This is a genomic window from Faecalimonas sp. LCP19S3_D12 (assembly GCF_052121495.1).
GTDB lineage: Bacteria > Bacillota > Clostridia > Lachnospirales > Lachnospiraceae > Faecalimonas.
Genome location: NZ_JBQKED010000072.1, coordinates 1 through 7,706, shown reverse-complemented (window position 1 = coordinate 7,706; position 7,706 = coordinate 1). Strand labels below are relative to the sequence as shown.

The following is a 7,706-nucleotide window of genomic DNA, read 5'->3' as shown; positions in this document are numbered from 1 at the left end:
AATGATTATGAGGAGCTGTATCGTAGGCTTCAACAGAGCGAATTGCAGCTAGCAGGTTAAGATGAGGAAAAACCTCATTTTAACTTGTACTAAATCTTGACATAGGACCAAATATTAGCTGGAACAAGGATAGGGGATAATGTTATTATTGGTGCAAATTCTTTGGTAAAGAAAGATATTCCAAGCGGGGTGGTTGTGGCAGGCAATCCGGCAAAAGTTATATGTACTTTGGAAGAATTTATTGAAAAAAGAAAAGATATTTATATAGACGAGACTAAAAAAATGACTAAATTATATTATAAAAGATATGGAAAGTGGCCGGAGAAGAGTATTTTTTACGAAAATTTTTGGGTATTTGAGAATGATTATGAAAATTTAGAGCCCTATTTTAAGGATGTATTTAATTGGACAAAAGGCAATAAAGAAAAAATGATTGATAATTTTAATAATCATGAAAAGATAATATCTTCTTATGAGGAGTTTATTGAAATATGTAGTCGAGAAATAGAGAATGAGGAAAGATGATAATATGTTATTAACTGTTATTATTCCTGTCTATAATGTCGAGAACTATTTGGACAGGTGTATAAAAAGTGTTGTTGACCAAACATATAAAAAATTAGAAATTATATTGGTAGATGATGGATCGACGGATGAGAGTTTACAGATTTGTAATCAATGGGCAGCAGAAGACAGTAGAATTAAAGTTATACATAAAAACAATGGAGGCTTGTCTTCGGCGAGAAATGCAGGAATTGCGGTAGCAACAGGTGACTTGTATGCGTTCGTAGACAGTGATGATTTTATTGAACCAGACATGTATGAGGTCATGATTGAGTCGCTGGTAAGAACAAAAAAAGACATTGCATGTTGTGGGCGTATTGTTGATTTATGGGGAAGAAGAGAAAAACAAGAATTTATTATAAAAAGGGAAAAAGTATTCTCAAGGAATGAAGCAATTAAAGAAGTATTACTATTACAAGATATAGATGTGTCTGCATGTGATAAGGTTTATAGAATGGAAGTATTCAAGGATATTAAATATCCTGAAGGGAAAATTAGTGAAGATGCAGCAATTATATTTAATATTTTAGAAAAAACGAATGGAATTGTACATGTAGGGAGAGCATTTTATCACTATATATTTAGAAAAAATAGCATAAGTAAATCCTGTTATACACATAAGAGATATGATTCATATATGAATTGTGTAAATACATATGAGTTTATCAATGATTTTTATCCGCGATTACAGCACTATGCAAGAATATATAGTACATTGGTGTGTGGAAATTTACTAGAAAGTATGTATGCGGATGAAGGATCCATCAAATTATATAGTGAAGACTATAGACAATATAGAGATACTTTTAAACAGGGATTTATGCAGATGATGATTCAAAAAAAAATTCCGATAAAAAGAAAAATAAGATTATTGTTTATATATATGAACAGATATGATATGTTTGTTACTTTAAAAAGTCTGCGAAAACAATAATAGTGAGGAAAAACTATGAGAAGTATGAAATTAAGGTTATCAACCTTGAATATGATTCTTTTATTTTTGACAATCATAAGAATATCATATATACCTAATGAATTGTTTGTAATATTTGAATATGTGACTATTATGTATTTGTTGATTTTTAATTTTTATGAGCTTAAAAAGGCTCCGTCTGTATATTTTTTGATTTTAGGATATACATTGATTTTAACATATTCCACACATCTTAATATGCAGAGTTTTAGATGGACGTTGTCTTCTTTTATGTCTGGATTACAGATGATGGTGATTTTTTCAGTATTATCTTATGCCATGGATAAATCAGGGATAAAAGTTATAGTTAATGATATGATAAGGATAGTATCTGTATTTGTTATATTAAATGATTTGCTCCTTCCTTTTATGGGATATAATTTTGCAAATTCAAATACAATGTATTTAATTGGTAATAAGTTTTCAGTGTCTTTTATACATTTGTTTTTAGCATGTTTGATATATTATAAATATTTTAATACAAATAAAAAAATAGTGTATTGGGCAATGTTTGTATATTCTATAGGGATTACAATTTTGATACAGTGTACTACAGGAACACTTACATTACTTGTAGCTATATTTATGCTCTTAATTCCAATAAAAGCTATGATGGTTGTTGTTAACAGGACAGTGTTGGCGTTAAGCTTGGCGATAGGAAATATTTTAATATGGGGGTCATATGCAATATTTCAAACACCATTTATTCAGCAAATAGTTGTAAATGTATTTCATAAGAGTTCTGATATGACAGGACGCGAAAAATTATATGATGCGGTGCTTTTGTTAGTGGCAGACAAGCCGGTTTTGGGTTATGGATATAATAGTGATATTTTTAGAGTTATGTTTGGATATGGGAATTCTCAAAATGGAGTGTTTAATATAGTTATTCAAGCTGGAATTGTAGGGGCTGTTTTATATTTCGGGGCATTGTATATTGCGTTAAGAGCAAAAACTAAGAATATGGGTTCATACGCTTTTTTTGTATTTTTATATGCAATGGCTGTTGGATCAGCCATAGAAATTAATTTAGGAAATATTTTTATTTTAGGTGTTGCAAGTTTGTTTGCATATAATGTGAAAGAAGAGAATTATATTGTTCCCAAAACAATGAAAATCTTGAAAAAGAGGAAAATATTTAGGAAAAGGAAAGTTGATTTGAGGTAAGACTTTATGTATGATAAAAGCGTATTGGTTTCAATAGTTATTCCTATTTATAATGTGGAAAATTATTTGGATAAGTGCATTGAAAGTGTAGTTGAACAGTCTTATAAAAATTTAGATATAATTTTGGTTGATGACGGTTCAACAGATTCAAGTCGGGAAATATGTGATTTGTGGGAGACCAAGGATGAGAGAATCAAAGTTATACATAAAAAAAATGGTGGTCTGTCATCTGCGCGCAATACCGGGATTAATATTGCAATTGGAGAGTATATAGCGTTTATTGATAGTGATGATTATATTGATAGTGAGTATGTAACGAGATTATTAAACAAAATGATAGAGACAAATTCGGATATTGTCTGTTGTGGATATTATGAAATTGTTGATGGTAAAACAACTGTGCCAAACAAAAGATTAATATGTGGAGAATATGAAAAAAAAGAGGCTTTGGAGAGGTTGCTCAAGTGGGATATACAGGATTATGCTTGGAATAAATTGTATAGACGTGTATTGTTTAGTCAAATCAGATACCCAAACGGAAGAAATTTTGAAGATATGGCGACTACCTACAAAACATTTTTAAAAGCAAATAAAGTATGTGTTGTTAATGATAGACTGTATAATTACTTGATTAGGAAAGGGAGTATTTCAAATACAGAGGATTATGTAAAGCACATTAAAGACATGTGGGATACTATAGAAACATATAATGAGCGGATCAGTGAAATTTCAGTAGTATATCCAGAATTTAAAATCTTAACTATCGAACAGATGATGGATAGGATAGATTTTTTCTTAAATACAGCAATTTGCAAAGATACAGAAAAATTGGCGAGTAAAATTAAGAATTATGTTAAACCGTATGTGAAGTCACTGTGGGGAAGCAATTGTGTATCTATGAAAAGAAAATTTAAAATTTTTATGATGTATATGTGTCCAAGACAATATATTTCTATTAAATTAAGGATAAGGGAGAAATCATCTGGAAAACAAAATGAATAATTTTAAAATTTATATTAAACAAATCATAAAAATTATTATGACATTTATTGAAGGAAATTATATTTATATATGTAGGCATTTTAAAGGCGACTTAGATAGTAAAAAAAAATATGCCATTATTTTTTTTGCAGCAGATTATAATAATTTAGGTGATATTGCAATAACAATAGCGCAAGAGGAATTTTTAAAAAAATGTCTTGGAGATGAGTACCAGATTGTGAAGATTAAAGAATCACAAGTTTATAGTGCTGCTAGAGCAATAAAAAAGCTTAATAAAAACAATGTTATAATAACTTTAATTGGTGGAGGGAATAATGGTTCGCTTTATGAATTTATTGAAGGACCGCGAAGATTCCTATTATGGAAGTTTAAGGACTACAAAATAGTATCATTTCCTCAGACAGTAACATTTGAAAATACTGTAAAGGCGATTCCATATGAAAAAAGTTTTGCCAGATTATGTAATAGGTGTTCCAATTTGGTTCTAGTGGCTCGTGAAAAAAAATCTTATGATAAATATAAAGAAATACAAAAAAGCAAAGTATTGTTGACGCCTGATGTTGTTTTTTATTTGGATAATAATAAGGAACATATATTAAAAAGTAATAATGATGTAGCTTTTATTATGAGAAATGATAAAGAGAAAGCAATAGATTCTACCACACAAAATTTATTGCTGAATTTAACGAAACAAAAAAATAGAAAAATTTATTTTTGGGATACTTGCGATGTTGAATATGCGGAGGATAATACAAAGCAACTTCTAGAGAACTATTTGTCTAATTTAAGAAAGGTAAAATTTGTTGTTACAGATCGGTTACATGGAATGATTTTATGTTATATTGCTCGTACACCATGCATCGTTATTGATAATAATAATGGTAAAATTCGAGCAACATATGAAACATGGTTAACAAATCAAAACTTTATTCGTTTATATAACCATAAAGAAGGAACTAAAAAATATATGGAACTTATGGAATATATGGGTGGTTTGAAGTCTGCTTATACTCAGGAGTTAGGTAGTGCTTTTAATCCCTTAAGAGATATTTTAGAGGAGATGTTGGGAAAATGCAGAAAATAGAAATTAAACGATTTTTTGAATGCTTAATTCCAGTTACAGTTTGTAATTTGAAATGTAGTTACTGTTATGTTATCCAAAGAGATTATAGAAATATGAAACTTGCTCAATTAAAATATTCTCCAGAACATATAGGGAAAAGCTTATCTCCAAATAGACTTGGTGGAACATGTTTTTTTTCAATTTGTGGTGCAGGAGAAACATTGGCACAACCAGAAACAATATCTATAGTATTAGAATTGGTTAAGCAAGGACATATAGTTAATATTACAACAAATGGTACATTAACAAATAGGTTTAAGGAGTTTGAAAAATTTAAACCAGAAGAGTTGGAGAGAATTCATTTTAGTTTTTCTTTACATTATTTAGAGCTAAAAAGGTGCAATCTTTTAGATGAATTTTTTAGTAATGTGAATTTTGTAAAGAACCTAGGATGTTCTATCTTGGTTCAGTTAAATTTGTGTGATGAATATATTCCATTTGTAGATGATATAAAAGAAATATGTATTAAAAGAGTAGGAGCTTATCCGCAGATTGCCGCTACGCGTAAAGAAAGTCATGGATTATCGCAAGTTGAATTGATGAGTGAACTGCCAGATGAAGAATATAAAAAAATAGGCAATTCATTTCATTCGGATTTATTTGAATTTACAATGGAAAATTTTAACAAAAAACGTACAGAATTTTGCAATGCAGGAGAAAGAAGTGGAAGTTTAGATTTATCTACTGGTGCTTTACGAAAGTGTTATGGGGCTCCAACTGTGCAATACATTTTTGATAATCCAAATTCAGATATAGTTTTTAGTCCTATAGGTAATCATTGTTGTAGTTCATTTTGCTTTAATTCTAGTCACTTTATGGCTTTGGGAATTATTGATAATGGAGATAAACGGTCATACTGTTCCATAAGAAATAGACCAGAGGCGCATTGGTTTAATGATACTTTTAAATATGCCCTTTCAAAAAAACTGTGGAGTACAAATGTTATATATTCAGTTGATGAAAGAAAAAATATAAATAGGAAAGTTGCAAGACTATTTTGGACTCAGAGAGTTAAGAATTATATGAGGAGAATAAGTATAAGGATTAGTAAAATTTTAAGAGGAACTATGTAATGAGAAAATCTGAAGAATTAGTAAAAAACACTGCAATTATTTCTATAGGAAAACTTGGAACGCAAGTCGTAAACTTCTTTTTGCTTCCCTTATATACGGCTAGAATAAAAACAGAAACATATGGTGATTTTGACTTTGTTACGTCTGTAGCAGGATTTATTGTTCCAATTATGACATTTCTTATGGAAGAATCAATGTTTCAATTTTTAATAGATTGCAAAAATGATGATGAAAGAAAACAAGTAATAAGTAGAACATTTATTTTTTGTATTCTGAATTCATTGCTAATTTCTATAATTGGGGGAATAATTACTTTTGTAACAGGATATAAATTGGGGTATGCAATTATATTATATAGTACAGCCATGGTTTTGACAGCTCTATCAAATGCATTGGCAAGAGGTCTTGGTAAAATTGCACTATATTCTTTTTCAAATTTTTTAACTAGTATTGGAGTAATAGTAATGAATTTAATTTTAATACTAGGGTTAGACCTTCAGTTTAGTGCATTGCTGATTTCCGGTGTGATATCATATAGCTTATCAGCTATTTATGTTATGATACGTCTTAAAGTGTGGAAATTTTTAGATTTCAAAGCATTGAAAAAAAATGAAATGAAAAATATGCTAAGCTTTTCTTTTCCACTGATACCTAATACTATAAGTTGGAATGTTATAAGTGTTTCGGATCGACTTATAATTATGAACTTTTCAGGAGCTTCAGCTAATGGGTTGTATTCTATTGCTTATAAATTTCCAAACCTTATTAATACATTTTACAATTTTTTTAATATAGCGTGGAAAGAAACATCTGCAAAGATAGTTAGAGATAACGATGTAAAATATTTTGAAAATATATTTTATAGAGTAAAAACCTTATTGGCCTCTGTAACTATGTTGTTGATTACAGGAATTCATATCATTTATCCTATTTTTATAAATGAAAATTATTATCAAAGTATTTATTATGTTCCCATTTTGGCAGTTAGTGTTTTTTATATGGCTATGGCTGCTTTCTATGGAGGTATTTTTACCGCATATAAGGATACAAGGATTTTAGGCTTGACTTCTTTTTGGGCAGCAGGAATTAATCTGTTTACGAATATAGCGCTTTATAGATTCATAGGAGTATATGCGGCTGCAATTTCAACGCTTCTAGCAGCATTTTTTTTATGTATATATAGAAGGTGTAAAATGAAAAAATATGTGAATATAAAGTATAAGTATGAAGGATTAGTTGAAGTGTTATTTTTATTATCATTTTTAAGCTTTTATAGAGGTTCGGATACAGTGAAATTAATTGTTTTTATTAGTTGTGCTATAGTTAGTGCTTATATAAACAAGGATTTTATCTCGGTAGTACAAACAAGGATTAAAAAGAAAAAATAATTATTTTGTTTTAAGTGGAGTGCAAATTTAGAAAAATTTTCAACATGTAAAGAAGCTATTGCGTATATGCAAAAGCTGTTTTTATTAAAAGTGGATTTGAAGGCTATACCCAATAAATATAATATCCGTAAACGCAAAATAGCGAGTACCTTTTCAAAATCATCATATAATGAGATAATAGAATCATCATTATACAGTCTAAAAAGTTTAGTTGCACAGCAAACCTGTTTAAGTGAATGGGCTGAGCTAGTCAAAGACTGCCAAAACTGCCCACAGGGTATGAAAATCGATGAATGATGTCAACTTGCACATTTCGGATAAACGGAGCCCCTTTCCCGCGTTAGCGGTGTAAGAGGCTCGCACCAGCGGTGCGTTATCCGTTTGTTGTTACTTGTTAATAGGTTCCATATCTCTCA

Annotated in this window: 7 protein-coding genes; all 7 read left to right on the top strand. The window is 29.6% G+C overall.

All coding sequences use genetic code 11. From position 1 onward, the window contains the following. The first annotated feature begins 162 nt into the window (after positions 1 to 162). Positions 163 to 525 (top strand): hypothetical protein, encoded by a 363-nt coding sequence (locus ACTQXY_RS14695; protein ID WP_441660091.1) that lies wholly within the window; start codon positions 163 to 165, stop codon positions 523 to 525. Beyond that, entirely contained in the window at positions 512 to 1,498 is a 987-nt protein-coding gene (locus ACTQXY_RS14690) for a glycosyltransferase (protein WP_441660090.1), read from the top strand. The genes ACTQXY_RS14695 and ACTQXY_RS14690 overlap by 14 nt, the downstream gene beginning before the upstream one ends. 270 nt (positions 1,499 to 1,768) lie before the next feature. After that, positions 1,769 to 2,704 carry an O-antigen ligase family protein gene (locus tag ACTQXY_RS14685; RefSeq protein ID WP_441660089.1) on the top strand — a complete coding sequence of 312 codons (936 nt, stop codon included), beginning with the start codon at positions 1,769 to 1,771 and terminating at the stop codon, positions 2,702 to 2,704. A gap of 6 nt (positions 2,705 to 2,710) precedes the next feature. Continuing rightward, entirely contained in the window at positions 2,711 to 3,706 is a 996-nt protein-coding gene (locus ACTQXY_RS14680) for a glycosyltransferase (RefSeq protein WP_441660088.1), read from the top strand. Continuing rightward, the gene (locus tag ACTQXY_RS14675) at positions 3,699 to 4,790 is read left to right on the top strand and encodes a polysaccharide pyruvyl transferase family protein (RefSeq protein WP_441660087.1); all 1,092 of its coding nucleotides are present in this window, start codon (positions 3,699 to 3,701) and stop codon (positions 4,788 to 4,790) included. Before ACTQXY_RS14680 ends, ACTQXY_RS14675 begins: the two co-directional genes overlap by 8 nt. Then, positions 4,778 to 5,902, top strand: coding sequence for a radical SAM protein (locus ACTQXY_RS14670; RefSeq protein ID WP_441660086.1), 1,125 nt, complete (start codon positions 4,778 to 4,780; stop codon positions 5,900 to 5,902). Before ACTQXY_RS14675 ends, ACTQXY_RS14670 begins: the two co-directional genes overlap by 13 nt. Further along, positions 5,902 to 7,290, top strand: a complete 1,389-nt coding sequence (locus ACTQXY_RS14665) for an oligosaccharide flippase family protein (protein ID WP_441660085.1) — start codon at positions 5,902 to 5,904, stop codon at positions 7,288 to 7,290. Before ACTQXY_RS14670 ends, ACTQXY_RS14665 begins: the two co-directional genes overlap by 1 nt. The last annotated feature ends 416 nt before the right edge of the window (positions 7,291 to 7,706 follow it).